Source organism: Streptomyces sp. NPDC088246 (genome assembly GCF_044741025.1).
In the GTDB taxonomy this organism is placed as follows: Bacteria; Actinomycetota; Actinomycetes; order Streptomycetales; family Streptomycetaceae; genus Streptomyces.
Genome location: NZ_JBIURV010000002.1, coordinates 309,587 through 335,071, shown reverse-complemented (window position 1 = coordinate 335,071; position 25,485 = coordinate 309,587). Strand labels below are relative to the sequence as shown.

At 70.2% G+C, this 25,485-nt stretch carries 22 protein-coding genes and 1 pseudogene; 15 read left to right on the top strand and 8 right to left on the bottom strand.

Annotated elements, in window-relative coordinates; genetic code table 11:
• Positions 1-36: 36 nt before the first annotated feature.
• The 3 genes and pseudogenes from ACIPEK_RS04135 to ACIPEK_RS04125 all read left to right on the top strand — a co-directional run.
• Positions 37-366, top strand: a complete 330-nt coding sequence (locus ACIPEK_RS04135; RefSeq protein ID WP_401990362.1) for a DUF4190 domain-containing protein — start codon at positions 37-39, stop codon at positions 364-366.
• A gap of 311 nt (positions 367-677) precedes the next feature.
• Positions 678-2,129, top strand: coding sequence for an alpha/beta fold hydrolase (locus ACIPEK_RS04130; RefSeq protein ID WP_401990359.1), 1,452 nt, complete (start codon positions 678-680; stop codon positions 2,127-2,129).
• 71 nt (positions 2,130-2,200) lie between these two features.
• Positions 2,201-2,497 (top strand): annotated as a pseudogene (locus ACIPEK_RS04125) (winged helix-turn-helix domain-containing protein); the annotation flags it as partial.
• Positions 2,498-2,518: 21 nt separating this feature from the next.
• Here ACIPEK_RS04125 and ACIPEK_RS04120 read toward each other — a convergent pair.
• Positions 2,519-4,393 (bottom strand): ABC transporter ATP-binding protein, encoded by a 1,875-nt coding sequence (locus ACIPEK_RS04120; RefSeq protein ID WP_401990357.1) that lies wholly within the window; start codon positions 4,391-4,393, stop codon positions 2,519-2,521.
• Complete coding sequence (locus ACIPEK_RS04115) at positions 4,390-6,261, bottom strand: ABC transporter ATP-binding protein (RefSeq protein WP_401990354.1); 1,872 nt, start codon at positions 6,259-6,261, stop codon at positions 4,390-4,392. The genes ACIPEK_RS04120 and ACIPEK_RS04115 overlap by 4 nt, the downstream gene beginning before the upstream one ends.
• Before the next feature lie 184 nt (positions 6,262-6,445).
• On the opposite strand from ACIPEK_RS04115, the gene ACIPEK_RS04110 reads away from it, so the two are divergent.
• Genes ACIPEK_RS04110 through ACIPEK_RS04095 form a run of 4 tightly spaced genes read left to right on the top strand, consistent with a single transcriptional unit; the run spans position 6,446 to position 10,109 of the window.
• The gene (locus ACIPEK_RS04110; protein ID WP_401990351.1) at positions 6,446-7,348 is read left to right on the top strand and encodes an ATP-binding cassette domain-containing protein; all 903 of its coding nucleotides are present in this window, start codon (positions 6,446-6,448) and stop codon (positions 7,346-7,348) included.
• 1 nt (position 7,349) lies between these two features.
• The gene (locus ACIPEK_RS04105; RefSeq protein ID WP_401990348.1) at positions 7,350-8,126 is read left to right on the top strand and encodes an ABC transporter permease; all 777 of its coding nucleotides are present in this window, start codon (positions 7,350-7,352) and stop codon (positions 8,124-8,126) included.
• Positions 8,127-8,149: 23 nt separating this feature from the next.
• Complete coding sequence (locus tag ACIPEK_RS04100) at positions 8,150-9,439, top strand: sensor histidine kinase (protein WP_401990346.1); 1,290 nt, start codon at positions 8,150-8,152, stop codon at positions 9,437-9,439.
• 19 nt (positions 9,440-9,458) lie between these two features.
• Positions 9,459-10,109 carry a response regulator gene (locus ACIPEK_RS04095; RefSeq protein WP_383070826.1) on the top strand — a complete coding sequence of 217 codons (651 nt, stop codon included), beginning with the start codon at positions 9,459-9,461 and terminating at the stop codon, positions 10,107-10,109.
• A gap of 3 nt (positions 10,110-10,112) precedes the next feature.
• On the opposite strand, the gene glgX is transcribed toward ACIPEK_RS04095, so the two are convergent.
• A complete protein-coding gene (gene glgX / locus ACIPEK_RS04090; RefSeq protein WP_401990343.1) occupies positions 10,113-12,347 on the bottom strand; it encodes a glycogen debranching protein GlgX in 2,235 nt (744 codons plus the stop codon).
• 153 nt (positions 12,348-12,500) lie between these two features.
• Here glgX and ACIPEK_RS04085 point away from each other — a divergent pair, with 153 nt between their 5' ends.
• The 6 genes from ACIPEK_RS04085 to ACIPEK_RS04060 all read left to right on the top strand — a co-directional run bounded on the left by ACIPEK_RS04085 (position 12,501) and on the right by ACIPEK_RS04060 (position 18,248).
• Complete coding sequence (locus ACIPEK_RS04085) at positions 12,501-12,776, top strand: L,D-transpeptidase (RefSeq protein ID WP_401990340.1); 276 nt, start codon at positions 12,501-12,503, stop codon at positions 12,774-12,776.
• A gap of 258 nt (positions 12,777-13,034) precedes the next feature.
• Positions 13,035-14,288, top strand: a complete 1,254-nt coding sequence (locus tag ACIPEK_RS04080; protein ID WP_401990337.1) for an Ig-like domain-containing protein — start codon at positions 13,035-13,037, stop codon at positions 14,286-14,288.
• Positions 14,289-14,375: 87 nt separating this feature from the next.
• Entirely contained in the window at positions 14,376-15,143 is a 768-nt protein-coding gene (locus tag ACIPEK_RS04075; RefSeq protein ID WP_383039146.1) for an enoyl-CoA hydratase/isomerase family protein, read from the top strand.
• A gap of 251 nt (positions 15,144-15,394) precedes the next feature.
• Entirely contained in the window at positions 15,395-15,910 is a 516-nt protein-coding gene (locus ACIPEK_RS04070; protein ID WP_383070834.1) for an ATP-binding protein, read from the top strand.
• A 359-nt stretch (positions 15,911-16,269) separates the two neighbouring features.
• Positions 16,270-17,091, top strand: coding sequence for a polysaccharide deacetylase family protein (locus ACIPEK_RS04065; RefSeq protein WP_401990332.1), 822 nt, complete (start codon positions 16,270-16,272; stop codon positions 17,089-17,091).
• The gene (locus ACIPEK_RS04060) at positions 17,091-18,248 is read left to right on the top strand and encodes a hypothetical protein (RefSeq protein ID WP_401990329.1); all 1,158 of its coding nucleotides are present in this window, start codon (positions 17,091-17,093) and stop codon (positions 18,246-18,248) included. The genes ACIPEK_RS04065 and ACIPEK_RS04060 overlap by 1 nt, the downstream gene beginning before the upstream one ends.
• Before the next feature lie 43 nt (positions 18,249-18,291).
• On the opposite strand, the gene ACIPEK_RS04055 is transcribed toward ACIPEK_RS04060, so the two are convergent.
• Positions 18,292-18,930, bottom strand: coding sequence for a GNAT family N-acetyltransferase (locus tag ACIPEK_RS04055; protein WP_401990326.1), 639 nt, complete (start codon positions 18,928-18,930; stop codon positions 18,292-18,294).
• A 164-nt stretch (positions 18,931-19,094) separates the two neighbouring features.
• Here ACIPEK_RS04055 and ACIPEK_RS04050 point away from each other — a divergent pair, with 164 nt between their 5' ends.
• The gene (locus ACIPEK_RS04050; protein WP_401990324.1) at positions 19,095-19,310 is read left to right on the top strand and encodes an EF-hand domain-containing protein; all 216 of its coding nucleotides are present in this window, start codon (positions 19,095-19,097) and stop codon (positions 19,308-19,310) included.
• Between the two features lie 79 nt (positions 19,311-19,389).
• On the opposite strand, the gene ACIPEK_RS04045 is transcribed toward ACIPEK_RS04050, so the two are convergent.
• From ACIPEK_RS04045 to ACIPEK_RS04035, 3 genes are read right to left on the bottom strand one after another with little or no spacing between them, the layout of a single operon-like run.
• On the bottom strand, positions 19,390-20,877 hold the full coding sequence (locus ACIPEK_RS04045) for a carboxylesterase/lipase family protein (RefSeq protein ID WP_401990321.1): 1,488 nt from the start codon (positions 20,875-20,877) through the stop codon (positions 19,390-19,392).
• 9 nt (positions 20,878-20,886) lie between these two features.
• Positions 20,887-21,168, bottom strand: coding sequence for a hypothetical protein (locus ACIPEK_RS04040; protein ID WP_401990318.1), 282 nt, complete (start codon positions 21,166-21,168; stop codon positions 20,887-20,889).
• Positions 21,169-21,209: 41 nt separating this feature from the next.
• On the bottom strand, positions 21,210-22,715 hold the full coding sequence (locus tag ACIPEK_RS04035) for a long-chain fatty acid--CoA ligase (RefSeq protein WP_401990315.1): 1,506 nt from the start codon (positions 22,713-22,715) through the stop codon (positions 21,210-21,212).
• A 178-nt stretch (positions 22,716-22,893) separates the two neighbouring features.
• Here ACIPEK_RS04035 and ACIPEK_RS04030 point away from each other — a divergent pair, with 178 nt between their 5' ends.
• Positions 22,894-24,306, top strand: a complete 1,413-nt coding sequence (locus ACIPEK_RS04030) for a PucR family transcriptional regulator (RefSeq protein WP_401990312.1) — start codon at positions 22,894-22,896, stop codon at positions 24,304-24,306.
• A 38-nt stretch (positions 24,307-24,344) separates the two neighbouring features.
• On the opposite strand, the gene ACIPEK_RS04025 is transcribed toward ACIPEK_RS04030, so the two are convergent.
• The gene (locus tag ACIPEK_RS04025) at positions 24,345-25,322 is read right to left on the bottom strand and encodes a terpene synthase family protein (protein WP_401990778.1); all 978 of its coding nucleotides are present in this window, start codon (positions 25,320-25,322) and stop codon (positions 24,345-24,347) included.
• Positions 25,323-25,485 lie beyond the last annotated feature (163 nt).

Here is a 25,485-nt window from a genome sequence, read left to right as displayed (position 1 = left end):
CCGCATTCCCCCTGCCCCCAGGGCCCCGGCTACGGCATGCGGCCTCCGGTCGGCAGGAACGGCCTGGCCGTGGCCGCCATGGTGCTGGGCCTCATCAGCTTGATGACCTCGATCGTCTTCGTCGGCGGCCTGCTCGGCGGCATCGGCCTGATCCTGGGCATCGTCGGCCTGAAGACGACCAAGCGGACCGGCAGCGGCCGGGGCAAGGCCATCACCGGCGTGGTGACGTCGGCCATCGCGATCGTGGTGTCCATCCTGGTCGCCCTCTTCATGGTCTGGTACGCCAACAAGACGCAGGAGTGCTACCGGCCGGAGAGCATCCAGCAATACAAGCAGTGCGTCCATCAGCAGCTCACCGGAGACTGACCGGCGGCCGGTAGCACAGCCGGCGGCGACCCCGGCCTCGGCGCACCGGCCGGGCTGCCGCCCCCGCCAGGCCCCGGGCCACGACGTTGAAGATCAGCACGAGGATTGTGCGTCACATTGCCTGTGCGCCGTAAGTCAGACGGTGAATTCCATCCTGGCGATGGACTCGCCAACCCCCCCGCACTCAAAAGGGTGGAAGGGTCAGTCACCTCTCCCCAGCAAGGACGAGCATAATCATGCGAAAAAGACGAATAGCATCTCTTCTGGTCGTCGGCGCCGTGGCGACTTTGGTTTCGGCGCCTACACCTTCAATGGCCTCTGCCGCATCCGAGGCCTTTGCGGCCAAGGATCCTCTGCGGCAGTACACGCAGCAGAATCCCCGATGGCAGCGCTGCGACGCGGGGAGCCCCGCCACCTATCAGTGCGCGACTCTCAAGGTGCCGCTGGACTACAGCGATCCCGGCGGTAAGGAGATCGATATCGCGGTATCCCGGCTGAAGGCAAGCAGTGCGAAGGGACGCCGCGGCGTTCTGCTGCTCAACCCCGGTGGCCCTGGCGGCCCGGGCCTGGATATGCCTGTCGTCCCGGAATTGAATTTCCCCGAGGAGGTGAAGAGACAGTACGACCTCATCGGGTTCGACCCGAGGGGCGTCGGGCAGAGCTCTCCCGTCAGCTGCGGTCTGACCGACGACGAAAAGAACGACGAGCGCCCGTACAAGGCCGAGACATTCGCGAACGATGTGGAGTGGGCACGCACGGTGGCCGACAAGTGCCAGGCCAAGGAGGGTGACACGCTGCGGCACCTCACCACCCGCAACACCGCTCGCGACATGGACGTCATCCGTGCCGTGCTGGGAGAGCGGAAGATCTCCTACCTGGGGTACTCCTACGGCACCTACCTCGGCGCCGTCTACACGCAGATGTTCCCCCAGCGAACCGACCGGTTCGTGCTGGACAGCGCAACCGACCCCGCGCGGGTCTGGCGGGGCATGTTCCAGGGGATGGCGGAGGAGGCCGGGCCCGCCTTCACGAGATGGAGCGAATGGACTGCCGAGCGACACCCGACGTACAACCTGGGTAATACCCCGGCCGAGGTCCGCGAGACCTTCTGGAAGCTGATCGCCCAGGCCGACCGCAAGCCCATCGACTCCGGCGGGAGACCCCTCACCGGTGACGACATCCGCTCTGAGCTGCGCGCCAAGTTCTTCCGGGTTCAGGGAGCCGCCGAAAGGGTTGCCGAGCTGAAGAAGGCGGCCGAGGGCAGGAAGCCGGCCCCGTCCGGCACGCCCGAGCGGGCCCCGGGCCCCGTCCCGCCGGCGTTCGCCCGTGACGTCCCCTCGGACAACGACGCCGCGAGCGCTTGGGCTGTCCTGTGCGCCGACACCCGTCCGTGGCCGCGCGACCCCGAGCAGTACCGCCGCGACGCGATCCGTGACAAGGCCCGGTATCCGCTGTATGGCGATTTCGCGTCCAACATCAAGCCGTGTGCCTTCTGGAAGCAGGGCAGCGAGCCCGCGACAACGGTGAACAACGAGGTCGATGCACTGATCCTGCAGAACCAGTGGGACCCCCAAACGCCCCTGGCCGGCGCCCAGGGCATGCACCGGGCCCTGCACGCCTCCCGGATGATCACTGTCGCCGGAGGGGAGGGGCACGGCATCTACGGCACCAACTCCTGTGCAGACAAGAGCGCCACGGCCTATCTGACCACGGGCAGGCTCCCGGCCAAGGACCTGACCTGCCAAGCGCCGGCCGGGCAGTAGGAGAGCCCGCACGCTTCCTGGCCCGAAACTCCCGAGAACGCACGACCGCTTCTGCCCCCCAGCTGTCCCGGGTGTTGACGTGGGGCCTTCCACCGGCGGAAGGCCCCCTCGCGTTCGTCATACTCCGTGCCGCGCAGGGCAGTTACTCGGAGCGGCTGAGTCCGGGGCAGTGGGAGCGGCTGGTGCGGGAGTTGGAGCGCGGCCCGCTCGCGCACGGCTGGAACGACGAGTCCCGGAGCTGGACGCTGCAGCGCGTCGAGCTGCTGATCGGGCGGATGTTCCACGTCGGGTACACGCGCCAGGGCGTGCGGAAGCTGCTGCGGCGGCTCGGTCGGTCCGTGCAGGTGCCTCTGCGGCGGGCGACCGAACGCTGCGCAGAGCACTCCCCGTCACGCCAGGCTCTCCCGCCAAGCCCGGTGCAGCCCCGCGAATCGTCCCGTGCCGCCGATGAGTTCGGACGGGGCACCGTCCTCCACGATGCGCCCGTGCTCCATCACCAGGACCCGGTCCGCGATCTCCACGGTCGACAGGCGGTGCGCGATCACGACCGCGGTGCGGCCGTGCAGCACCGTGTCCATGGCCCGCTGCACCGCCCGTTCGCCGGGGATGTCCAGCGAGCTCGTCGCCTCGTCGAGGATCAGCACCGCCGGGTTCGCCAGCAGGGCCCGTGCGAACGCGACCAACTGGCGCTGACCGGCCGAGATCCGGCCGCCCCTCTTGCGTACGTCCGTGTCGTATCCCTCGGGCAGTCCGGTGATGAAATCGTGTGCGCCGATCGCCTTGGCGGCCTGCTCGATCTCCTCACGGGTCGCGTCAGGGCTGCCGATCGCGATGTTCTCGGCGACGGTCCCGGAGAACAGGAACGCCTCCTGGGTCACCATCACCACACCCCGCCGCAGCTCGGGCACGGCCAGATCCCGCAGATCGGTCCCGTCCAGCAGCACCCGGCCGTCGGTCGGGTCGTAGAAGCGGGCCAGCAGCTTGGCGAGCGTCGACTTGCCGGCGCCCGTCGAACCGACCACGGCCACGGTCTGGCCGGCCGGGACCGTCAGATCGAAGCGGGGCAGCACCTCGCCGCCCGTCCGGTAGGCGAACCGCACCGAGTCGAAGACGACCTCGCGGCCCGGGTGATCACCCGTGAGGGCGGGCAGCTCCCGCGGATTTGACGTCTCGGGAACGGAAGGGGTCTGGTCGAGCAGTCCCGCGATCTTCTCCAGCGAAGCGGCGGCCGACTGGTAGGAGTTGAGGAACATGCCGAGCCGGTCGATCGGGTCGTACAGCCGGCGCAGATAGAGCACGGCCGCAGCCAGCACGCCGAGTGCCAGGGTGCCCGAAGCCACGCGGTACGCACCCCACAGCACGATCCCGGCGACAGCCGTGTTGGCGACCAGCCGGGAGCCGACGACATAGCGCGCCATCTCCAGCATCGCGCCGCCGTTCGCCTGCCGGTGAGCCGAGTTGAGGCCCTCGAAGTGCGCGTCGTTGAGACGCTCGCGGCGGAAGGCCTGGACGGGACGGATGCCGTTCATCGACTCGGCGAACTTCACGATGACCGCGGCGATCGCCGTCGACCGCGCCGCGTAGAGCGCTCCGGCCCGCTGCTGGTAGAGCCGTACCAGCAGATACAGGGGCACGAAGGAGAACACCGCGACCGCGCCGAGACCGAAGTCCAGCCAGAGGAGCACCAGCGAGATGGAGACGAAGGACAGGACGATGCCGATCAGTTCCTGCAGCCCCTCGCTGAGCAGCTCCCGCAGCGACTCCACATCAGTGGTTGAGCGGGAGATCAGCCGGCCCGAGCTGTAGCGCTCATGGAAGTCCACGCTCAACGCCTGTGCATGGCGAAAGATCCGCCCGCGCAGATCGAGCAGCACGTCCTGGTTGATCCGGGCGGAGACCATGATGAACGCGTACTGCATGAGCCCCGCGACCGCCGAGCACAGCGTGTACCCCACGGCCACCGCGATCAGCGGCCCGTAGTCCTTGTCCCGGAAGGCGGGCACACCGCTGTCGATGGCGTAGGCGACGAGCAGCGGGCCCGCCTGCACCGCCGCCTGCTGGATCAGCAGCAACAGCGCGGACACCATCACCCGGCCCCGGTGCGGCCGGAGCAGCGACATCAGCAGTGTGCGGGTCGCACCACGCGGAGTGGGCAGATCGTCCCGGTCGAACTGATCAGCGGCGCCGTCGGAGGGGGACGGGCCCTCGGGGCTCTTCCGCGCATCGCGCCGGCCGGCGGGCCCGGTCGTCGTCGTACTGGTCATCGGGTGCGGCCCTTCTCGGCAGGGACGTCCGGCACAAGGCGGTCCTCGTCGGACGGGTCGGGGAAGGCGTCCTCGGCAAAGGCACCCTCCGGTGTGCTTCCGGCGCCCGCCATCAGCCAGGCGTACTCCGCGCTGCCGCGCAGCAGCTCCTGATGGGTGCCGACAGCGGTGATCCGGCCCTCCGACAGCAGCGCCACGCGGTCCGCCAGCATCACGGTGGACGGACGGTGCGCGACGACGATCGCGGTCGTCTCCTCAAGCACCTGCCGCAGGGCGGCCTCCACCAGCGCCTCCGTGTGCACATCCAGGGCGGAGAGCGGATCGTCGAGCACCAGGAAACGCGGCCGGCCCACCACGGCGCGGGCCAGCGCGAGCCGTTGCCGCTGTCCGCCGGAGAGACTGAGCCCCTGCTCGCCGACCTGGGTGTCGATGCCCTCGGGCAGGTCGTACACGAAGTCGGCCTGCGCGACCGCGAGCGCCCGCCGCAGCTCTTCCTCCCCGGCGCCTTCGGCGCCCATCAGCACGTTCTCCCCGACGCTCGCCGAGAAGAGCGTCGGCTCCTCGAAGGCCACGGACACCAGCTCACGCAGCTCCTGGCGGGGCATGGCGGTGATGTCCCTGCCGTCCAGTGTGATCCGTCCCGCGGTCGCCTCGTGCAGCCGCGGCACGAGCGCGGTGAGCGTCGTCTTCCCGGAACCCGTGGCCCCGACCAGGGCCATCGTCTCGCCGGGGCGGATGCGCAGATCGATCCGGGACAGTACGGGTACGGAGCCGGCCTCGGCGTCCGGGTAGCGGAACTCCACCCCCTCGAAGACCATTTCGCCCTGACCGGCCGGGTCCTTCGGCGCGCGGCCGTCGGCGGCGGCCCTGTCGTCCTCCTCGGCCACATCCATCACTTCGAAGAACCGCTCGGTCGCTGTCGCCGATTCCTGGCTCATCGCCAGCAGGAAGCCGATCGACTCGATCGGCCACCGCAGCGCGAGCGCCGTGGAGAGGAAGGCGACCAGCGTGCCCGCCGAGAGCCCGCCGTCCGCGACCTGGACCGTGCCGAGGACCAGCGCCGCCCCGATGGCCAGCTCGGGGATCGTGGTGATGGCAGCCCAGATGCCCGCGAGGAGGCGGGCCTTGCCCAGCTCCGTGCTCCGAAGCCGCTGCGAGAGGGCACGGAATGCGAGGGCCTGGCTGCGGTGCCGGCCGAAGCCCTTGATGATGCGGATGCCGAGCACGCTCTCCTCGACGACCGTCGTGAGATCGCCGACCTGATCCTGCGCCTTGCGCGCCACGAGCGAGTACTTCGTCTCGAAGACCGAGCAGAGAATCACCAACGGGACCACCGGGGCGAGCAGCACCAGTCCCAGCGTCCACTGCTGCATCAGCAGAATGATGAAACCGATCAGGATCGTCGTTCCGTTGACCAGCAGGAAGGTCAGCGGAAAAGCCAGGAACATGCGCACCAGCATCAGGTCCGTGGTCCCGCGCGAGAGCAACTGCCCCGACGGCCAGCGGTCGTGGAACGCCACCGGCAGCCGTTGCAGATGCCGGTACAGGTCGGCCCGCATCGCCGCCTCGACCCCCGCCAGCGGCCGGGCCACCATCCACCGTCGCACCCCGAAGAGCGCGGCCTCGGCGAGGCCCAGCAACAGCAGATACAGCGCGCCGAGCCAGACGCCGCCCGGGTCGCGGCCGGCCACCGGGCCATCGACGATCCACTTCAGTACGAGAGGGATCACCAGGCCGATACAGGAAGCGACTATCGCGACCAGAGCTGCGCCGAACAGGCGCCTGCGTACCGGCTTCACATAGGGCCACAACCGCATCAGGGAGCGCACGGTGGACCGGTCCTTGGGCTCTGCATGTTCTTCGGGCATCACAGGCGAGCCTACGGTTCACCACTGACATCGCTCATGTGGTTTTCGGCCGTCCGGCGGTGACGGAGCCCCGCACCAGGCCCTGCGGACCGATGGTCGTACCCCGTATCAACCGATCGGACGATGCCGCTTCGAGCGCGATGGACGATGGTGCACCGGTCCCCGCGCCACGATCCTCGTAGGCATGGCAATCATCGAAGTGAACGGGGTGCACAAGGCCTACGCCGGGCGCCCCGCCGTGGACGGAGTGAGTTTCGCCGTCGACGAGGGGGAGATCTTCGGGATCCTCGGACCCAACGGTGCGGGCAAGACCACCACCGTCGAGTGCGTCGAGGGACTGCGGGTTCCCGACGCCGGTACGGTCCGCGTGGCCGGTCTCGACCCCGTCGCCGACCACGACCGGGTGACCCGGCTGCTCGGCGCCCAGCTCCAGGAGAGCGAGCTGCAGCCCAAGCTCACCGTGGCCGAGGCGCTGGAGCTGTACAGCGCCTTCTACCCGGAGCCCGCCGACTGGCGCGCGCTGGCCGAACGGCTCGGTCTGCACACCAAGTACGGCACCAGGTTCGCCAAACTGTCCGGCGGCCAGAAGCAGCGGCTGTCCATCGCGCTCGCCCTGGTCGGCAACCCGCGGGTCGTGGTCCTCGACGAGCTGACCACGGGTCTGGACCCGCGGGCCCGCCGGGACACCTGGAAGCTGATCGAGGACGTACGCGACAGCGGCGTGACGGTCCTTCTGGTCACCCACTTCATGGAAGAGGCCAGCCGGCTCTGCGACCGTGTCGCCGTGATCGACAAGGGAAAGGTCGTCGCCCTCGACACCCCGTCCGGCCTGATCAGCAAGGCCGGCAGCGCCACGGTCATCTCCTTCACGCCGTCACAGCCGCTCGACGACACCGAGCTGGACCAGCTGCCCGGGGCGGTCTCCGTCGAGCAGAACGACGCCCGGGTCGTCATCAACGGCACCGACGAGACGGTCAACGCGGTGATCTCACTGCTGGCCCGCCACCGCATCACCGCACACCAACTCCGCGTCACCGAGGCAACGCTGGACGACGCCTTCCTCGATCTCACAGAACAGGCGGCCTGAGATGACCACGGCGAACCCGGCCAAGGCGATGGACGCACCCACCCCATGGGCAGCGGTACTCAGGGCCGAGACACGGCTCTTCCTCCGCGAGCCCGGCAGCCTGTTCTGGATTCTCGTCTTCCCGACCGTGCTGCTGACGATCCTCGGCCTGATCCCGTCCTTCCGGGACCCCGACGACGCGCTCGGCGGCCGCCGCGTCATCGATCTGTACGTACCGGTGGCCGTGCTGCTCGCCATGATCATGGCCGGACTGCAGGCCATGCCGCCCGTCCTCACCGGCTACCGCGAGCGCGGGATCCTGCGCCGTATGTCGACCACTCCGGTACGGCCGTCCGCCCTGCTCACCTCGCAGATCGCCCTGCACGGCGCCGCGGCCCTCGGCTCCGCCGCGCTGGTGATGGCCGTCGGCCGGACCGCCTTCCACGTCACGCTGCCCGGACAGCCCTTCGGTTATGCCTTGGCGCTGCTCCTGGCGACGGCGAGTGTCCTCGCCCTCGGCGCACTGCTCTGTGCGCTCTCCCGCACCACCAAGGCCTCCGCCGCCATCGGCTCGGTCGTCTACCTCGTGATGATGTTCACCGCCGGGGTCTGGATCCCGGTGCAGACCATGCCCGACACCCTCCGGCGCATCGTTCAGGTCACCCCGTTCGGCGCGGCCTCCCAGGCGCTGGACCGGGCGGCGTCCGGTGGCTGGCCCGGCTGGGTCCAGCTGGGCGTGATGGCGTTGTGGGCGGCCCTGGCGACCCTGCTCGCGACCCGCCTGTTCCGGTGGGAGTGACCGTTCCGGGGGAGACTTCATCCATGAACACGGGGGACATGACAGAGACGGGCACAACCGGAGCGAAGACGGCCGCGCAGTGGTGGGAACGGTTCTTCCGGTACGGGCCGTACGGTCTGCTGGGTCTCGGCACCGTGGTCTCGGTCGTGTCCGCGCACCTCATCATGTCCCGCTCGGACGTGCACGTCACCGCGGTGCTGGTCCCGGTGGCGCTGGTCCTCCAGCTCTGGTGGGGGCGGGTCCGTCCGGTTGTTCCCCCGCAGTCGCGGGCGGCGCAGTTCTACTTCGTCGCCCGGACGTCGCTCGCCTTCGTACTGACCTGGTGCAACCCGTTCTTCTCCATGTTCGCGGTTCTCGGCTACTTCGACGCCGGCCGGCTGCTCCCGCAACGGGCCATGCGCGCCGGGCTGCTGGTCACCGCCGTCATCATGGCGGCCTCGCAGTCCGGCAGCGGTCTCCCGCCGGCCGACCTCATGAACTGGATCGCCTTCGGCATCCTCTTCGCCCTGCACGCGACCCTCACCATGGTGTTCGCCCAGATCGGCGACCGGGAGGCCGAGCAGACCCGCGCCCAGGTCGACACCATCGCCGAACTGGAGTCCGCCAACGCCCGCCTCGAACAGGCCATGGCGGAGAACGCGGGCCTGCACGCCCAACTCCTCGTCCAGGCCCGCGAAGCGGGCGTCGCCGACGAGCGGCGCCGACTGGCCGCCGAGATCCACGACACCCTCGCGCAGGGCCTGACCGGCATCATCGCCCAGCTCCAGGTGGTGACCTCGATCGCCGACACCGACCCTGCCCTGGCCCGGCAGCACCTCGACCGCGCCGCCGCCCTCGCCCGGCACAGCCTGGGCGAGGCGCGCCGCTCGGTACGCGATCTGGTCCCCGTCGCACTGGAGCACGACGACCTTCCGGGCGCGCTGAAGAAGACGGTCGCCGGCTGGGCCGAACGCCATGCGGTCCGGGCCGAGTTCACCGTCACCGGTACCGTCGAGCCGCTCCACGACGAGATAGCCGCCACCCTGCTCCGTATCGCAGAGGAAGCCCTCGCCAACGCCGGCCGCCACGCCGGGGCCTCGCGGGTCGGCATCACCCTGTCCTTCATGGGCGACGAACTCACCCTGGACGTACGGGACGACGGCCGCGGCTTCGACCCTGCCGCCCTGCCGCCGTACAGCGGCGCGGGTGGTTTCGGGCTCGGCGGCATGCGGGCCCGCGCCGAACGCATCGCGGGCACCGTCGAGGTGGAGACGGAGCCGGGCCGCGGCACGGCGGTCTGCGCCCGGGTGCCCCTGGTTCAGCACAGCCGATGACCAGTACGGTTGGCCTGCCATGGCTGAGGATTCCGCACGCGTCATCACACTCGTCGTCGTCGACGACCACCCCGTCGTACGGGACGGTCTGCGCGGCATGTTCGATTCGGCCCCCGGCTTCCGGGTTCTCGCAGAGGCGTCGAACGGGGTGGAGGGCGTCGACCTCGTGGCCCGGCTCGACCCCGATGTCGTCCTGATGGATCTGCGGATGCCGGGCGGCGGCGGAGTCGCCGCCATCGCCGAACTGACCGGGCGCGGTGCCCGCTCCAAGGTGCTCGTCCTGACCACGTACGACACCGACTCCGACACTCTCCCCGCGATCGAGGCCGGCGCGACCGGCTATCTGCTCAAGGACGCGCCCCGCGACGAGCTCTTCAACGCAGTCCGCGCCGCCGCCGACGGCCGGACGGTGCTCTCGCCCGCCGTCGCCTCCCGACTGATCTCACGGGTGCGCACCCCGGCGGCGCAGGGCAGCGAGTCGCTGTCGGGCCGTGAGCGCGAGGTGCTCGAACTCGTCGCGAAGGGCACCTCGAACCGTGAGATAGCCGCCGAGCTGTTCATCAGCGAGGCCACGGTGAAGACCCACCTCACCCATATCTTCGCCAAGCTGGGCGCCAAGGACCGGGCCGCCGCCGTCGCGGTCGGCTACGACCGGGGCATCCTCGGCTGACCCTCACTCCCTGACCCGCAGCAGCAGCACCGACCTGGCCGGTACGGTCAGCGGCCCGCCGCCCCCGTGGACGGTGCCGGGTGCCACGGCCTGGTCCTCCCGCGAGGTGTCCAGGACCAGTTCGTAACTCTGCGCCCACGGCGGCCCCGGGAGCCAAAAGTCGCTCGGCCGGTGGTCCGCGTGCAGGATCGCCAGGAAGCTGTCGTCCGTGACGGGTTCGCCGCGTGCGTCCCGGCCGGGGATGTCGCGTCCGGAGAGATAGAGCCCGACCGTCGCGGCCGGTGCGTACCAGTCCTCCTCCGTCATCTCCGCCCCCTGCCGGGTGAACCATGCCAGGTCCCGCAGCCCGTCCGCCGCCTGCGCCCGCCCGGAGAAGAAGGCGCGACGGCGCAGCACCGGGTGGGTGTGGCGCAGGGTGAGCACCCGGGAGGTCAGCTCGGTCAGCGCCCGCCATCCGGGCCGGTCGAGCAGTGACCAGTCCAGCCAGCTGACCTCGTTGTCCTGGCAGTACGCGTTGTTGTTGCCGCCCTGCGTGCGGCCCATCTCGTCGCCCGCGACCAGCATCGGCACACCCGTCGACAGCAGCAGTGTGGTGAGCAGATTGCGCAGCTGACGGCGGCGCAGCGCATTGACCCCGGGGTCGTCGCTCTCGCCCTCGGCGCCGCAGTTCCAGGCCCGGTTGTCCGAGGTTCCGTCCCGGTTGCCCTCGCCGTTGGCCTCGTTGTGCTTCTGCTCGTAGCTGACCAGATCGCGCAGGGTGAAGCCGTCGTGCGCGGTGACGAAGTTGACCGAGGCGTACGGGCGCCGGCCGCCCCACGCGTACAGATCGCTGGATCCGGTCAGCCGGTAGCCGAGATCCCGTACGTCGGGCAGGGCGCCGCGCCAGAAGTCCCGTACGGCGTCCCGGTAGCGGTCGTTCCACTCGGTCCACAGCGGGGGGAAGGCGCCCACCTGGTAGCCGCCGTTGCCGACGTCCCACGGCTCGGCGATCAGCTTCACCCGGCGCAGCACCGGGTCCTGGGCGATCACCGCGAGGAAGGGGGAGAGCATGTCGACGTCGTGCATCGAGCGGGCCAGCGCGGCCGCCAGATCGAAGCGGAAGCCGTCGACGCCCATCTCCGTGACCCAGTAGCGCAGCGAGTCCGTGATCAGCCGCAGGACGTGCGGCTGGACCACATGCAGGGTGTTGCCGCAGCCGGTGTAGTCCGCGTATCTGCGGGCGTCGGACTGGAGGCGGTAGTAGCCCCGGTTGTCGATGCCGCGCAGCGACAGCATGGGACCCAGCTCGCTCGCCTCCGCCGTGTGGTTGTAGACCACATCGAGGATCACCTCGATCCCGGCGTCGTGCAGGGCCCGCACCATCCGTTTGAACTCGCCGACCTGCTGGCCCGCGGTCCCGCTCGCCGAGTAGCCGGCGTGCGGGGCGAAGTAGCCGATGGAGTTGTAGCCCCAGTAGTTGTGCAGGCCGCGCCGGAGCAGATGGTCCTCGTGGGCGAACTGATGCACCGGCAGCAGTTCCACCGCCGTGACCCCGAGCCGCTGCAGATGGCCGATGGCCGCCGGGTGGGCGAGACCGGCGTACGTGCCCCGCAGCTCCTCGGGGATTTCGGGGTGCAGCTTGGTGAAGCCGCGTACATGCAGCTCGTAGATGACGGAGTCCGCCCACGGGGTCTTGGGCCGGCGGTCCTGTGCCCAGTCGTCGTCGTCATGGACCACGACACCCTTCGGTACGTACGGAGCGGAGTCCCGTTCGTCGCGCACGGTGTCGGCGACCTGTTGGTGCGGCCAGTCCCTCACATGGCCGTACACCTCGGCCGGGAGGGTGAACGAGCCGTCCACGGCCCGTGCGTACGGATCGAGGAGCAGCTTCGCCGCGTTCCAGCGGGCGCCGGTCCAGGGGTCCCAGCGGCCGTGCACCCGGTAGCCGTACCGCCGCCCCGGCCGCACGCCCGGCACGAAGCCGTGCCAGATCTCGTGGGTCAGCTCGGTCAGCACCAGGCGTGTCTCGCTCCCGTCCTCGTCGAAGAGGCAGAGCTCGACGGCCTCCGCGCCGCCCGCCCAGAGCGCGAAATTGGTGCCGGCCACCCCGTCGGGGCCCACCCGGAAGCGGGCCCCGAGCGGCATCGGGGCGCCGGGCCACACGGCGGGCGGCCGCCCCGGCACGGCCTCCCGCATGCTCTCGGGCACGGTCTCCGCGCCCGTCTCCTGCACTGCCTCCTGCTCGGCTGCGCTCGACACCTGCTCGCCTCCCGCGGCTCGTGGGGACCGGCACCGAAAGGGAGCGCGCGGCGTCCCGGCCGCGGCTCCCCGAGTGTGGTCCTCCCCTCTGTTCTGCCCACGCGGGGGCCCGCACTCACGTTTCCCCCGACCGGCCCCCGTCTTTGGGGGGACGTGAACCACGTAGCGAAGAGGGCGGTGGCGAGCTCGGCCACCGTGCTGACATGGGACGTCTTCGGCTCGGCCGACGTCAGCCACGGCTGCGTCGGGCTGCTCGACATGGAGGGTGGCGGCAGCGACACCCCGGCCGCCTGGTTCTTCGACCGGACACTCATCGGCCATGTGATCGAGGTCGTCAACTCCAGGGACAAGCAGGTGGCACCGGACAACGGGCTCGGAGGCCGGAATCTGAACCGGTCCCGGTGGAAGGCCGGCTCGGACTTCCGCTGAGGCCCTGTCGGATCTCCCGGGACCTGTCCGGCGGACCAGGACACGGACAGGCCGGCCGGCCCTGCCGCACCCGTACCCCCTGTCACCTGGTGAAGTCCCGGGACAAGTTGGGACTGAACGGTGACATCCGCGGGGTCATCTCCCCGTGATCGGTGTGATTATCTTTCGCTGAGCGCGCATGTGCAGCGCGCGGGGGCAGGGGCCTGCGGGCTCTCAGGGTCTTGGCGGGGCCAGACCGTGTGAGGGGAGACGAGCACATTGAACGGGCAGCCGATATCGGGGACATCGGCCGGGGCGAACGGCGGGCGGCGTGGGCGAGGGGCCACCGGACTGCTGGCTCTGGTACTGGGTGCGCTCCTGTTGCTGGTGACGGCGTGCGGTGGGGGAGACGACGCCGGCGGTGCGGGCAAGGACCGCAAGGGCGGGTCGAAGGGCGACGACACCACCGCCTCGCAGGCCGTGGTGACCATTGCGCCGAAGGACGGGGCGGACTCCGTCGCCACCAGCGGGGCACTGAAGATCTCCGCCGAGCAGGGGAAGCTGACCGCGGTCAAGGTCGCCGATCCCAAGGGCGCCGAGGTCGAGGGGAAGATCGCGGCGGACGGCACGAGCTGGACACCGGACCAGCATCTGGCCGCGGCGACCAAGTACAAGGTCCACGCGGTCGCCAAGGACACGAAGGGCCGTGAATCGGCGAAGGACACCAGCTTCACGACGCTGGTCCCGCAGAACACCTTCATCGGGCAGTACACCCCGGAGGACGGTTCCACGGTCGGCGTCGGCATGCCCGTCTCCATCCACTTCACCCGTGGCATCACCGACCCGGCAGCGGTCGAGAACGCCATCAAGGTGACGGCCGAGCCTTCCGTACCGATCGAGGGCCACTGGTTCGGCAACGACCGCCTCGACTTCCGCCCCGAGGATTACTGGGCCGCGGGAACCAAGGTGACAGTGAAGCTCAACCTCGACGGCGTCGAGGGGCGACCGGGCGTCTACGGCAAGCAGGCCAAGACGATCTCCTTCACCATCGGCCGCAGGCAGGTCAGCAACGTCGACGCGAGAACGCACCGGATGAAGGTCGTCCGCGACGGCAAGCAGATCAAGGACATCCCGATCTCGGCGGGTGCCCCGGCGACCACCACGTACAACGGCCAGATGGTCATCAGCGAGAAGCTCAAGGTGACCCGGATGAACGGTGACACCGTCGGCTTCGGCGGCGAGTACGACATCAAGGACGTGCCGCACGCCATGCGCCTGTCCACCTCGGGCACCTTCATCCACGGCAACTACTGGGGCGGCTCCGGTGTCTTCGGCTCGGCCAACACCAGCCATGGCTGCGTCGGTCTCCAGGACGTGCGTGGCGCCTGGAGCAAGAAGACCCCGGCGGCCTGGTTCTTCGACAACTCGCTCATCGGCGATGTAGTGGTCGTGAAGAACTCGCAGGACAGGACGATCCAGCCGGACAACGGCCTCAACGGCTGGAACATGTCCTGGTCGGAGTGGACCAAGTAGCGCGCGTCGCACAGAAAGCGAGCGGGCCCGGTGCTGTGACCAACAGCACCGGGCCCGCTCGCGTTAACCCCGGTTAACCTGCCTCTCATGACCGCAACCCTCGAAGTAAGTGACGGCGTCGGCACGATCCTGCTGGACCGTCCGCCCATGAACGCCCTGGATGTCGCCACCCAGGACCGGCTGCGTGAACTCGCCGAAGAGGCGACCCGGCGCGACGACGTGCGTGCCGTGGTCCTCTACGGCGGCGAGAAGGTGTTCGCGGCGGGCGCGGACATCAAGGAGATGCAGGCGATGGACCACACGGCGATGGTCGTACGGTCCAAGGCGCTGCAGGACTCCTTCACCGCGGTGGCCCGGATCCCCAAGCCCGTCGTCGCCGCAGTCACCGGCTACGCGCTGGGCGGCGGCTGCGAGCTGGCGCTCTGTGCCGACTTCCGGATCGCCGCCGACAACGCCAGGCTGGGCCAGCCCGAGATCCTGCTCGGACTGATCCCCGGAGCGGGCGGCACCCAGCGCCTCGCCCGGCTGATCGGCCCCTCCCGGGCCAAGGACCTGATCTTCACCGGCCGCCATGTGAAGGCCGAGGAGGCCCTGACGATCGGTCTGGTGGACCGCGTGGTGCCCGCGGCCGAGGTGTACGAGCAGGCGCATGCCTGGGCCGCCAAGCTGGCGAAGGGGCCCGCCCTTGCGCTGCGCGCCGCCAAGGAATCCGTCGACGCCGGCCTGGAGACGGACATCGACACCGGGCTCACGATCGAGCGGAACTGGTTCGCAGGTCTGTTCGCCACCGAGGACCGGGAGCGCGGTATGCGCAGCTTTGTGGAAGAGGGTCCGGGCAAGGCCAAGTTCCTCTGACCGAACGCCAGTTGGGTACAGAGTGACGCGGGTTCATCCGTGCGGGCGGATTGGCTGGGCCTTAAGGGAACCCTAAGGCCCAGCCAATCGAAGAGGCTGGCAACCTCGCTCGGAGGCGTTGTCTGTGCAGGTCAGAGTGGGTGTATCGGGCTGCATTCTGCCAGTGGCATATGCCTATCGACCTCTCCGGAATGACGCATTCCGGGGTGTGGATTCCTTTGGAACGGCCCCGGAGTGTTTGTCTTGCGGCCATGATGGTGTGCATGGCGGGCCTGGAGGGTGTGGAACAGCCGCGACCGCGCAGCGGCGCGACAGCGGCACGCTGGATGCCGGCGGTCGATGACGAACAGGCGTTCAAGGCGCTGGAGTTGTTCGGAAACCCGGCGGAGGGTGAAGTCCGGCTGCCGTCCCGCCCGGAGTCCGCGGCCACCGCCCGAAGACTCACCTCGTGTGTGGTGCTGCGCCAGTGGGCGCTCTCCGCGCACACCGCCGAATACGCCGTGCTGCTCGTCTCGGAGCTCGTCGGCAATGCGGTACGACACACCGGCGCCCGGGTTTTCGGGTTACGGATGCTGCGCCGCCGCGGATGGATCCGGATCGAGGTGCGCGACCCCTCGCGTGGGCTGCCGTGCCTGATGCCCGTCCAGGAGATGGACATCAGCGGCCGGGGGCTTTTCCTCGTCGACAAGCTCTCCGACCGGTGGGGTGTGGATCTGTTGCCGCGCGGCAAGACCACCTGGTTCGAGATGCGGATCTCCGACCGCTGAGCCCCGGCGGGCTCGTGCCCGGATGCACAGAAGCCCCCGGTCTGCCGTGGTGCGGCGCTTCGGGGGCTGCTGTGTGGGGGCCGTGAAATGGGGGGTGTGTTCACGGCCGCTTGTGACGACCGAGCTCGGGTCGATGCGGTCGTGTCACCGACTATGGCAGACGGGTGACCTCGCCGCCAAAGGTGCAAACAGGGCATTCACGTTCATAGTGCGACATTCTTCTGGTGAATCGCAGGTGTGATGGGTCACTTACCTGGAAAACTATGAATATTTATGAGATTCGGCGGGTGTTTCATTCGCGTCACCCAGATGCTCATATATTGTCATTCTTTGTCCACTTTGCCCCTACTGTTCTTCACATGAACGCCTCCGACACACCGGTGCACCGCCGCAGCGCTCTGCGTGCGGGAGCAGGGGCCGCCATCGCCGGTGCCCTCATCGCCGGATGCGCGGACCGCGGCGACGCTGCCGGTACGTCGGCCAGGACCGTCCCGACCGCAGTGAGCCCGAAGAACCCCGTCACCGCGACCACCCGGCCCGCGGCCCCGCGCCCCGCGCCCGCCCCGCACCGCTTCCCCGGGCAGTCGGTCCAGATCGACCACGGCCCCCGCGACCGCGCCCGCGTCGCCCTCACCTTCCACGGCCAGGGCGACCCCGCCATCGCCCGCACCGTACTCGCCGAGGCCGAACGCGCCCACGCCCGGATCACCGTCCTCGCCGTCGGCAGCTGGCTCGACGAACACCCCGAGATGGCCCGCCGCATCCTCGACGGCGGCCACGACCTCGGCAACCACACCCAGCGCCACATCGACATCTCCTCGATGGGCGAGGCCGAGGCGTACGCGGAGATCACCGGCTGCGCCCAGCGGCTGCGCCGGCTCACCGGCTCCATCGGCACCTGGTTCAGGCCCTCCCGCACCCGGTACGCCACCCCGCTCGTCCAGCGGCTCGCCGCCAGGGCGGGCTACCCGCACGTCCTCTCGTACGACGTGGACTCCCTCGACTTCACCTCTCCCGGCGCCGCGGCCGTCACCCGCAAGGTGGCCGGGGAGATCCGCAACGGATCGGTGGTGAGCCTGCATTTCGGCTACGCGGACACGGTCGCCGCCCTGCCTCTCCTCCTCACCGAAATCGACCGCCGCCGACTGCGCGCGGTGACGACCACGGAGCTGCTGACGTGATGCCTCCCTCCACCAAGCTCACCGCGGCCCTGCTCGGGGGCGTCCTGCTGGCGGTACTCGCCGGCTGCGGCACTTCCGCCGAGAAGGGGAACGCCGAGGCCGCCGCACCGTCCGTCAGAGCGAAACCCGCGCTGCCCGGCATGCCACCGGTACTCGACACCAAGGACGTCTACGCGGCCGACCGGCCGGGGAAGCTCTCCCCGGTCGTCAAGGACTTCCCGTCCCGGGTGTACGTCCCCAACACCAACTCCGACACGGTGTCGGTGATCGATCCCGCGACGTACAAGGTCATCAAGACCATCAAGGTCGGCCGCCAGCCGCAGCACGTCGTCCCGTCCTGGGACCTGAAGACCCTCTGGGTCAACAACGACATCGGTGACAGCCTCACGGCCATCGATCCGGCCACCGGGAAGGTGAGCCGCACCGTGCCCGTCTCCGACCCGTACAACCTCTACTTCACACCGGACGGCAAGTACGCCGTGGTGATGGCCTCGATGGACCGCCAACTGGTCTTCCGCGACGCCCGCACCATGAAGACGGCCAAGGCCGTCCCGGTCGGCTGCGCGGGCGTCAACCACGCCGACTTCTCCATGGACGGCCGTTACTTCATCGTCTCCTGCGAGTTCTCCGGCGAACTCCTCAAGGTCGACACGGCGCGGATGAAGGTCGTCGGAGAGCAGAAGCTGCCGTTCAAGGGCGCGATGCCGCAGGACGTGAAGCTGTCACCCGACGGCGGCACGTTCTACATCGCGGACATGATGGCCAACGGGGTGTGGGTGCTGGACGGGAAGAAGTTCACCACCCCGAAGCTACTGCCCACCGGCAAGGGTGCCCACGGCCTCTACGTCAGCCGCGACTCCAAGGAGATGTACATCTCCAACCGGGGCGAGGGCTCCATCTCCGTCTTCGACTTCGCACAGCGCAAACTGGCGAAGAAATGGCGCCTGCCGAACGGCGGCAGCCCCGACATGGGCGGAGTCTCGGCGGACGGCAAGGTCCTCTGGCTGAGCGGGCGTTACAACTCCGAGGTGTACGCGATCGACACCACCAGCGGCAAACAGCTCGCCCGGATCCCGGTGGGCAGGGGCCCGCACGGACTCGCCGTCTACCCGCAGCCGGGCCGCTACTCACTCGGCCACACCGGCGTCTTCCGCTGACGGCCCCGGGCCGGCCACGAGCCGTGGCCGATCCGCCGGACACTCACCCTGCGACCAACAGGGCCTCCGAGCCCACCGGCCGGTAGCCCGCCGCCTGGAACGTCCGCACACTGCGGGCGTTCCCCGGCGACTGCTGAGCCCACACCACCGCGTCCGGCACCAGATGCCGGGCAGCCCGCGCCAGCCGTTCCCCCAGCCGCCGGCCGCGCGCCTCCTCGGCCACCTCGACCGCGGTCTCCCAGCGCCCCGCGACTCCCCGGCCGAGGATCACCACACCGCCGTCGGCGGACCAGACCCGCACCTCGTCGCGGTACTTCATCGCCCGCGCCACCCGAGGATGCTCCGGGTCCTCGATCTCCCGCAGCGCGATCTCCGGCTCGCCCGGCAGCGCGTCCGCGACCGTCAGCAGATCGATGGTGTTCATGTGCCGGCCGCTCCGGGCCAGCAGCGCGCTCAGGAAGTACGGATTCATCGTCGCGGCGAGCGCGTCACCGGGGGTGGCCGCCAGCACGGCCCGCACCCACCGCGGATCCTCGTCGGTGAACACCACCGAGTGCGCGGTGAACGCCAGCACTCCCGCATCCCGGGCGCCGGGCTGCCCCACCACCGTCGTGGACCCGTCCGGCGGGGGAAACCGTCCGCGTGCCGCAGCCGCCAGGATCTTTGCCAGTGCGTCGTCCATCGGCGTCCCTCTCCCCGGTCCCGAACGCGGTCCGCCGGGCGGCGGACCTCCACCCATGATCGACTACCGGCCGCCGCGAGCGCCATCCGTCGCACCCGTTAATCTGACCCCCGTCAGTCAGACACTGGTCAGGCATTGGTCAGGCATTACGAAGGGGCGGAACTGTGGCGGACATCGAGTCGGCACGCAAGGCATTCCAGCGGTTCGATCTGAACGGCGACGGGCTGGTATCGGCCGCCGAGTACAAGAGCGTGATGGCTCAGCTCGGCGACCCCTATGTCACCGAGCCGGTGGCCCAGGCCGTCATCAACTCGCACGACGCCAATGGCGACGGGCTGCTCACGTTCGACGAGTTCTGGGCGGCGCAGAACAAGGACTGATGCCGGGAGGGCCCCCGGCCCCCGGCCCCCGGGCCGGGGGCCGCCGCCCGCGCCGCTGCCGGCGGCGGACCGACCGGTGTCAGGTGTTCCTCCGGTACGGTGCCCAGCCACGCAGCTCCTCGTCGCGCGGGGCGCGCACCACGGCGGGCGCTTCGGGGCCGAAGCCCATCACCGGGCGGGACGTGTCCCAGGCCGGCCAGCCGGGATCACCGGAGGCGGCGAACCGTACCCACGCCGCGTGCATCGCGTCGGCCAGCTCCTGCGGAGCGTCCTCGCCCGCCAGGGCCACCGCGTCGGGCCGGTCGAGCGTGTCGAAGACGAAGGCGATCTCCAGCCCGTGACAGGCGCCGAGCCGCAGCACGGGCGACGGCCAGCCGAACTCGTAGAGATGGGTGCTCCCCGACGCGCCGGCGCGGGCATCGGCCACCCGGTTCAGCGGGACGCGCAGCAGCAGATCGGTGGCCAGCGCCCCGAGCAGCTCGCCCGGAGTGGCACCGGGCCGGTTCGCGCGGTACGTACGGGCCGTGGCGCCCGGCACCTTGAACTTCAGCAGGGCCAGCCGCAGCTTGATCCTGGACAGCCGCTCCGTCAGACCGCTCGGCACGAACCAGAGCCGGTACTCCTCACTGTTCGCACCCATCAGCAGATCGACGTCGTTCGCGGCGCCGTCCAGCAGCGCTTCGAGCGGATCACGGGGCAGCAGATCGCCGTCCACCACGATCTGGAAGGAATTCCCGCCGGTCAGCGGGGAGCCGCCGGACGTCACCTCGGTCTGCGCCGTCAGGAGCTGCGCCGGGTCCACCGCGGCCAGCGCCCCGGCCGTCGCCGCGACCCCCAGCCGCTTGGCGGTCAGCTCCGTGGTGCGGCGGGCCGCGGCGTTCAACCGGAGCGCAGTCGGCGCACCGCTCTGCAGCACCGCACGCCGGAACAGGCCCTTCGCGCGCGGGGCGGCCAGCAGGGCGGCGATGCTGATGGCCCCCGCCGACTCGCCGCACACCGTGACCAGGTCCGGATCGCCCCCGAACGCCGCGATGTTGTCCCGCACCCAGGCCAGCGCCGCGAGCTGATCGAGCAGCCCCCGGTTGGCGGGCGCATCCGGGAACACCCCGAACCCCTCGATGCCCAGGCGGTAGTTGACCGACACGAGGACGACGCCGTCACGGGCGAACGCCGCCCCGTCGTACACCGGCACGGCCGACGAGCCGTGCAGCAGCGAGCCGCCGTGGATCCAGACGAGGACGGGCAGCCCGGTACGGGCCGGGGACGGTGTCCACACATTGAGGTTGAGGCAGTCGTCGCCCGGCACGTCGGGATCGGGCAGCAGCCGGTCCAGCGGCGGGGAGTACGGCCGCTTGGGCGCGGTCGGCCCGAACGCCACCGCTTCCCGTACGCCCTCCCAGGGCTCGGGCGGCTCCGGCGCCCGGAAGCGGCGGGCGCCGACCGGCGCAGCCGCGTACGGGATACCGCGGAAGACGGCGACGCCCCGCTCCAGCGTTCCGCGCACCGCCCCGTGGACCGTGCTGACCTGCGGTGACGTCTCGGATATGGGAGGGGGTACGGCAGTCATGAGGTGGCTTCAGCCCTTCTGCGGTGCGATCGCGGACGGTGCGGTTGTGGAGGGTGCGACGGGCGACGAGCCGGACGGATGGTGGGTGAGGGAGCCGTCCGGGTGCAGCACGTCCGGGTGCAGCACCTCCACCGGCACCGGTGACTCGATACGTACCCGGTGCGGGGCCGCGTCGACCCGGACGAGGCCCTGCGGGGCCGGCACCGCGCCCCGCGCACCGGACACCGCGCCGTGCGGTCCGCTGTCCGCGGTCGGGGCGAGGGGGCGTGCGGGGGCGGTCACGGCGGACATGGCTCCGGTCGACGTCGGGGCGTCGGCGTCGGCCGGACGGGTCAGGAAGAGGCGGCCGTCAGCGCCCGTTTGAGGACCTTGCCGGTCGGGCCGAGCGGCAGCGTCTCGGCGAACCGCACGATCCGCGGATACTTGTGCCGCCCGAGCCGGTCCCGGGACCAGGCGATCACGTCCTCCTCCGTCACCGCACCCGCATCCGCACGCAGCACGACGACCGCGCAGATCTCCTCGCCGCGCGCCTCGTCCGGCACGCCGATCACCGCGACCTCGGAGATCGCCGGATGGCGCACGAGCACCTCTTCGACCTCACGCGGATAGATGTTGAAGCCGCCCCGGATGACCAGATCCTTCTTCCGGTCGACGATGCTCAGGAAGCCGTCCTCGTCCCGCACCCCGAGATCTCCGGTGCGGAACCAGCCGTCGACCAGGGCGGCGGCCGTCGCCTCCGGATCGTCGAGATACCCCGCGAAGACGTTGTGGCCGCGCACCACGACCTCGCCGACCTCGCCGTCCGGCAGCAGCAGCACGGCATCCTCGACCGCCGCGTCCGCGACGCCGATCTCCACGCCCCAGACCGGGTGGCCGACCGTGCCGGGCCGCCGGCCGAGCTCCGGCTGGTTGAAGGTGGCGGCGGGGGAGGTCTCGGTCAGCCCGTAACCCTCCAGGACCTGCGTCGCGAAGGTCTCCTCGAAGCGTTCGAGCACGGCGACGGGGAGCGCGGCGCCGCCCGAGACGGCCGCACGCAGAGTGAGACGGGGCGTCGTGTCGTCCCGCGCCGTGGCGTCCTTCGCAGCCTCGACAAGTGCGTGATACATCGTCGGTACGCCCATGAAGACGCTCACGCCCTCGGAGGCCAGCAGTTCGAGTGCGCCCGCGCCGCTGAAGCGCGGCATGAGGACGAGCGTGGCCCCCGCCCGTAGCGTCGCGTTCATCGCACAGGTCTGCCCGTAGCTGTGGAACAGCGGCAGGCAGCCCAGGACCACGTCGTCGACGTCCAGCCCCACCAGGTCGTGGGCGATCACGGACGCGTTCATCACGATATTGAGATGGGTGAGAAGTGCACCCTTCGGCCGCCCGGTCGTGCCGCTCGTGTAGAGGATCACCGCGGTGTCGTCCGGCGCCGCAGGCTCCGGCGCGGGCAGCGGGTCACCGTCCGTCGGGACACCGCGCACGGCCCGCACCCCCGCGGCACGCGCCCCCTCCTCGGCCACCGGCCACAGCGGACCACCACTGATCAGCGCGACGGAACCGCTGTGCCGCAGTACGTACGTCACCTCGTCGGCCACCAGCAGCCCATGCACCGGTACGACCGTCGCCCCGGCGGCGAGCGCCCCGTAGTACGCGTACAGGAAGTCCGCCGAATTGGACAGCAGCACCGCCACCCGGTCCCCCGGGTGCACCCCGGACGCCCGCAGCGCGCCCGCGCAGCCCAGCGCCCCCGCCCACAGCTCCCGGTAGGTGAGCCGTGTGTCCGCATCGATCACGGCGACGCGGTCGGGATACCTACGGGCCGACTCACGGAGGACGGTGGCGACGCTGAGAAACATGACACGCTCCAGGAAACATGGCGTTCACACGGCTGCTGCTGCTCAGAATCAGCCGTCGGCCCGTCTCCACACAATGTGCAGATGCCCACCATGCGCATCGCCCACCTGGGCAGCAGCCCCTCAGAGGTGTATGCGACAAGGCATCCGCCTATCGGGAGCGCGGCGCTAACCTTCCGGCATGGCGGACAATCCCGGAGCCCGGACCCCTCGCAGCGACGACCACGGCAGTGGCGGCGCCGACGGCGAGCCGCGCCGCGCCCTGGCTGTCGCCCTGGTGCCGCAGATCGACGAACTGACCCGGCGGGTCGTCGCCGACATCCACGCGCACAGCGGCACGTACGCGTCGGGCGCGCCCGTCAGCCGGGTCGATCTGTGGGAGATCTGCCGCGACAATCTGCTGCGGGCGCTGGAGGACTTCGGCGGACTGCCCTCCAGCGGGGGTGACTTCGAGTACGCGGCGCGCGAGACAGGGCGGCGGCGCGCGGAGCAGAACGTACCGCTGGACACCGTGCTGCAGGCCTACCGGCGCGGGGGCCGGGTGATGTGGCAGGTGATGGCGGAGCACCTGCGGGCGACACGGGCCGGTGGGGCCGGGCGGGGGCAGGACCCCGTGGGCGTGGGCGCGGGCGACCGGGACACCGAGCTCGACATGGCGGGTGCCGTGTGGGAGACCATCGACCGCTACTCGCTGGTGATGGCCGAGTCGTACCGGCTGACCCAGCTGGAGATGCAGGGCCGCCAGGACACCCGCCGGGTCGCCCTCTTCGAGGCCCTCCTCGACGGGCGCGGAGACGACCCGGCGGTCGCCGCGGCAGCTTCCGCCGCGCTCGGAGTGCCGGTCCACGACCGGTACGTCGTCGTCGTCGCCGCCCAGGACCCGGCCGCGCCGCCCAACCCGGCGCCCGTCCTCGACGACCACGGCATCTGGTCCTTCTGGCGGCCGAGATCGGGCCGGTACGCGGGAATCGTGCGGCTGGCCGCGGGGGAGTCCGGCGTACTGCTCGACCTGCTGCGCCACCGCACCGGTGCCACCGCGGGCGTATCACCGGAGTTCGACCGGCTCGCCCAGGCGGGCCGGGCCCTGCGGCTGGCCGAGCAGGCCCTGCGTACGCTGCCCGCCGGAAGCGGCGAGGCGGCGGCGCTCGACGACCGGCTGGCGGAGGTCCTGCTGGTCGGCCGGCCAGAGATCGCCGAGCGCATCGTCACCACGCGACTGGGAGCAGTCCTGGACACGGCGGCCGAACGCGACGCGCTGCTCAGCACGCTGCGGGTCTGGCTCGACAACGGCTGCTCGGCGGCGCGTGCCGCCGAGCTCCTCTACTGCCACCGCAACACGGTCCTCAACCGGATCGGCCGGATCGCCGAACTCACCGGCCGTTCCGCGGAGTCGGGCGAGGCGCGGCTGGGGTGGGCACTGGCCCTCAGGGCGCTGCCGCTGCTCGGCGCCGATGGTGAACCGGAGCCCATGGAGGACTACGTGGGCCAAGATCTTCAGCACCCTCCTGGAGACGAGCATGCCGGAGAATCTGTCGACGACGACCGGAGGCGGCGCGGAGGCCGGAGACCCGCCCTCCGGTCTTCGGAGACCTGACTCCCGCCTCCGGCCCCGCGCCATGCTCTGCCGTCCGGTCAGGCGGCGAAGTACCGTGACAGCGAATCCCGTTCGTCGATCTCCACCAGATCGGGACGGGTGTAGCGTTCCGCGCGGGCGTGGTAGTCGAAGTCGCCCCGGACCAGTCCGCGGTAGTCCTGCACGCACCGCTCCAGCGCGGCCCGGGTGCGGCCGTGGATTCCGGCCGCCTCTATTTCGTCGATCAGTTCCTTCTCGGCGCGCTGCACCCGTTCCGCTGTCTGAGCGAGCTGCACCCCGGCCTCGTCGACGGCCTCCTGGAGGGTGAATCCGCTGTCGCGCTGAATGAGCCGTACCGCATTGTGCTCGTAACCGAGCAGTGCCTCCTTCTCGAAGGAGCAGATGTCGTTGCAGAGCCCCGAGTGATCGGTTACGGCGTTGCGCAGGGCGATATATGCGGGAAGGCTCCGGGCCGATTCCGGAAGGTCGATGCCGGCGGTGATCTCATGCAGATCGAGGAAGGGCTGCATGGCCACCGAATCCCGGCGGTGCTTCACGAATTCGTTCCTGGTCGGCACCTGCCCGGCGGCCCGTTCCACCGCTTCGGCGTAGTAGGTCCACAGCCACGAGACCGTGTCCCGCCGGAACTGCCGGATCCAGCGTGGCGAGCGGTCGTGGTACGTCCGGGCCCGCAGGTCCAGGAGTGCGTACTCCATGGCGCCGCGCGGCTGTTCGCCGTCGAGTACGGCCACCAGCCGGTCGATCGCCGCCTCGCACATGCGGGGATCACGTCCGGCGGGGCCGTCGTCGAACTCGTCGTCGACGAGGAAGGCCCAGAAGAGCCACTGGCAGAAGAGATCGAGATGCTGCTGTGAAGCAGTGGGGAATATGAGGGATATCCAGAGTTCGGGCCTGGTCCGGATCATCTTCTTCCGGGCCATCGGGGAGAGTACGAGACCATTGGATTCGGCCCATTCCCAAGCGGCCTTCCCGGTCTCCTCGATGCCGGGATTGCATCCCGTGCTCTGGAACGGCATATGAAACTCCGGCAGCGCAATCTGGCTCATTGGTGCCCCTCGTCGAGACGATGCGGATGAACGATACGAACGGGGATCTGATCGAATTCACGCGTCGGCGCCAGTACGCATCGGGGTGCGGGCCGCCCGCTCCCGCTCGGCCCTGGCCGGAGGGTCACCGTAC

Bases quoted from the DNA above. Each gene is read 5' to 3' on its own strand.
- ACIPEK_RS04115 (WP_401990354.1), bottom strand. From the start codon at position 6,261: ATGCCCGAAGAACATGCAGAGCCCAAGGACCGGTCCACCGTGCGCTCC.
- ACIPEK_RS04065 (WP_401990332.1), top strand. From the start codon at position 16,270: ATGAACGCCTCCGACACACCGGTGCACCGCCGCAGCGCTCTGCGTGCG.
- ACIPEK_RS04040 (WP_401990318.1), bottom strand. From the start codon at position 21,168: ATGTCCGCCGTGACCGCCCCCGCACGCCCCCTCGCCCCGACCGCGGAC.
- ACIPEK_RS04130 (WP_401990359.1), top strand. From the start codon at position 678: ATGGCCTCTGCCGCATCCGAGGCCTTTGCGGCCAAGGATCCTCTGCGG.
- ACIPEK_RS04045 (WP_401990321.1), bottom strand. From the start codon at position 20,877: ATGACTGCCGTACCCCCTCCCATATCCGAGACGTCACCGCAGGTCAGC.
- ACIPEK_RS04120 (WP_401990357.1), bottom strand. From the start codon at position 4,393: ATGACCAGTACGACGACGACCGGGCCCGCCGGCCGGCGCGATGCGCGG.
- ACIPEK_RS04035 (WP_401990315.1), bottom strand. From the start codon at position 22,715: ATGTTTCTCAGCGTCGCCACCGTCCTCCGTGAGTCGGCCCGTAGGTAT.
- ACIPEK_RS04060 (WP_401990329.1), top strand. From the start codon at position 17,091: ATGCCTCCCTCCACCAAGCTCACCGCGGCCCTGCTCGGGGGCGTCCTG.
- ACIPEK_RS04095 (WP_383070826.1), top strand. From the start codon at position 9,459: ATGGCTGAGGATTCCGCACGCGTCATCACACTCGTCGTCGTCGACGAC.
- ACIPEK_RS04110 (WP_401990351.1), top strand. From the start codon at position 6,446: ATGGCAATCATCGAAGTGAACGGGGTGCACAAGGCCTACGCCGGGCGC.
- ACIPEK_RS04135 (WP_401990362.1), top strand. From the start codon at position 37: ATGCGGCCTCCGGTCGGCAGGAACGGCCTGGCCGTGGCCGCCATGGTG.
- ACIPEK_RS04025 (WP_401990778.1), bottom strand. From the start codon at position 25,322: ATGCCGTTCCAGAGCACGGGATGCAATCCCGGCATCGAGGAGACCGGG.
- ACIPEK_RS04075 (WP_383039146.1), top strand. From the start codon at position 14,376: ATGACCGCAACCCTCGAAGTAAGTGACGGCGTCGGCACGATCCTGCTG.
- ACIPEK_RS04070 (WP_383070834.1), top strand. From the start codon at position 15,395: ATGATGGTGTGCATGGCGGGCCTGGAGGGTGTGGAACAGCCGCGACCG.
- ACIPEK_RS04105 (WP_401990348.1), top strand. From the start codon at position 7,350: ATGACCACGGCGAACCCGGCCAAGGCGATGGACGCACCCACCCCATGG.
- ACIPEK_RS04055 (WP_401990326.1), bottom strand. From the start codon at position 18,930: ATGGACGACGCACTGGCAAAGATCCTGGCGGCTGCGGCACGCGGACGG.
- ACIPEK_RS04100 (WP_401990346.1), top strand. From the start codon at position 8,150: ATGAACACGGGGGACATGACAGAGACGGGCACAACCGGAGCGAAGACG.
- ACIPEK_RS04030 (WP_401990312.1), top strand. From the start codon at position 22,894: ATGGCGGACAATCCCGGAGCCCGGACCCCTCGCAGCGACGACCACGGC.